Raw genomic sequence first — 1,475 nt, forward strand, 5'->3', positions numbered from 1 at the left:
GACGGGCTCTAGCGATCCCCGCAACACCCTGAGTTTCAGGAGTTGCGGGGATCGTGTTGTCTGCGGAGTTGAAGGTTCGGTTCTTCGAGGCGCTGGATCGTGAGGGTGGCAGTGTCTCGGCGGCTGCGCGTGTGGTCGGGATGAACCGGAACACGGCCTATGCGTGGGCGCGGAAGGCCGGGATGCGTGGTCAGGGCACGCCTGGCGGCAGGGGCGGGCATCCAGGGCGTGCGGAGTATGACCGGCTGCGCTCCTCAGGGGTTCGGCGGCGTGAAGCTGCTGCCCAGGTTGGGATCCACGAGCGGACCGCTGAGGACTGGGACAAAGGGATCCGGAAGAGCAACGGCTCGCGCCTTCGTCCTGATGGGCGTCGGGTGGATTACAACACGGGGATGACCACCCACGTGGATGCGCGGCGAGCGCCGGCGATAACGGTGTTGGAAGCAGATCTGCATCCGCGGTTCTTGACACTGGCAGAGCGCGAGACGATCGCAGACCTGCGTCGGCACAAGGCCTCGCTGCGCGAGATCGGGCGGCAGCTAGGTCGGCCGGCCTCGACGATCAAGCGGGAGCTGGACAACCGGTCAGTCGATGGTGTCTACCGTCCCTACGCTGCTCAGCGGGGCTGGGCCACAGGCCGTGCCAGGCCGAAGCACAGCAAGCTCGCTGCGGGCGGTCGGCTGCGCGAGTTCGTCACCGGCAAGCTCGCGGTGCACTGGTCGCCCGAGCAGATCTGCCACGCTCTGGTCAAAGAGTTCCCCGACGACGAGAGCATGCGTGTGAGCGCCGAGACGATCTACCAAGCCATCTACCTCCAGGCCCGTGGCGGTCTACGGCGCGAGGTGGCCGCAGCGCTGCGGACTGGCCGCACCCGCCGCAAACCACGCAAGCAGCCCGACCAGCGCACACCGCGGTTCATCGACCCGATGGTGATGATCTCTGAGCGGCCACCAGAGGTCGAGGACCGTGCTGTGCCCGGTCATTGGGAAGGCGATCTGATCGTCGGCACCCGCAGCGAGTCCGCGATCGTGACCCTGGTCGAGCGAAGCACCCGATACGTGATGCTCGGACACCTCCCGGGCGGGCACACCGCCGAGGAAGTCCGTGACGTGCTGGTTCCGTTGATCGGGTCGCTGCCCGCCCACCTGCGTGGCTCGTTGACCTGGGACCAAGGCTGCGAGATGGCCGCCCACAAACAGTTCACGGTCGCCACGAACGTACCGGTCTACTTCTGCGACCCCCACTCGCCGTGGCAGCGCGGGTCGAACGAGAACACCAACGGCCTGCTACGTCAGTACTTTCCCAAAGGCACCGACCTGTCCATCCACGGGGCCGAAGACCTCGAGCACGTCGCCCAGGAACTCAACGCCCGACCACGCAAAACGCTCGACTGGGATACCCCAGCCGAGCGTCTGCGTGATCTACTGACAGCCACTTAGGTCATCAGGTGTTGCAAGGACCCCTAGAATCCGCCG

General features: G+C 66.1%; 1 protein-coding gene. It reads left to right on the plus strand.

The annotated features are described in order from the left end of the window. The first annotated feature begins 392 nt into the window (after positions 1-392). On the plus strand, positions 393-1,439 hold the full coding sequence (locus ACFVDI_RS28650) for an IS30 family transposase (protein WP_378912272.1): 1,047 nt from the start codon (positions 393-395) through the stop codon (positions 1,437-1,439). Positions 1,440-1,475 lie beyond the last annotated feature (36 nt).

The organism is Nocardioides sp. NPDC057767 (genome assembly GCF_042798275.1).
Lineage (GTDB): Bacteria > Actinomycetota > Actinomycetes > Propionibacteriales > Nocardioidaceae > Nocardioides.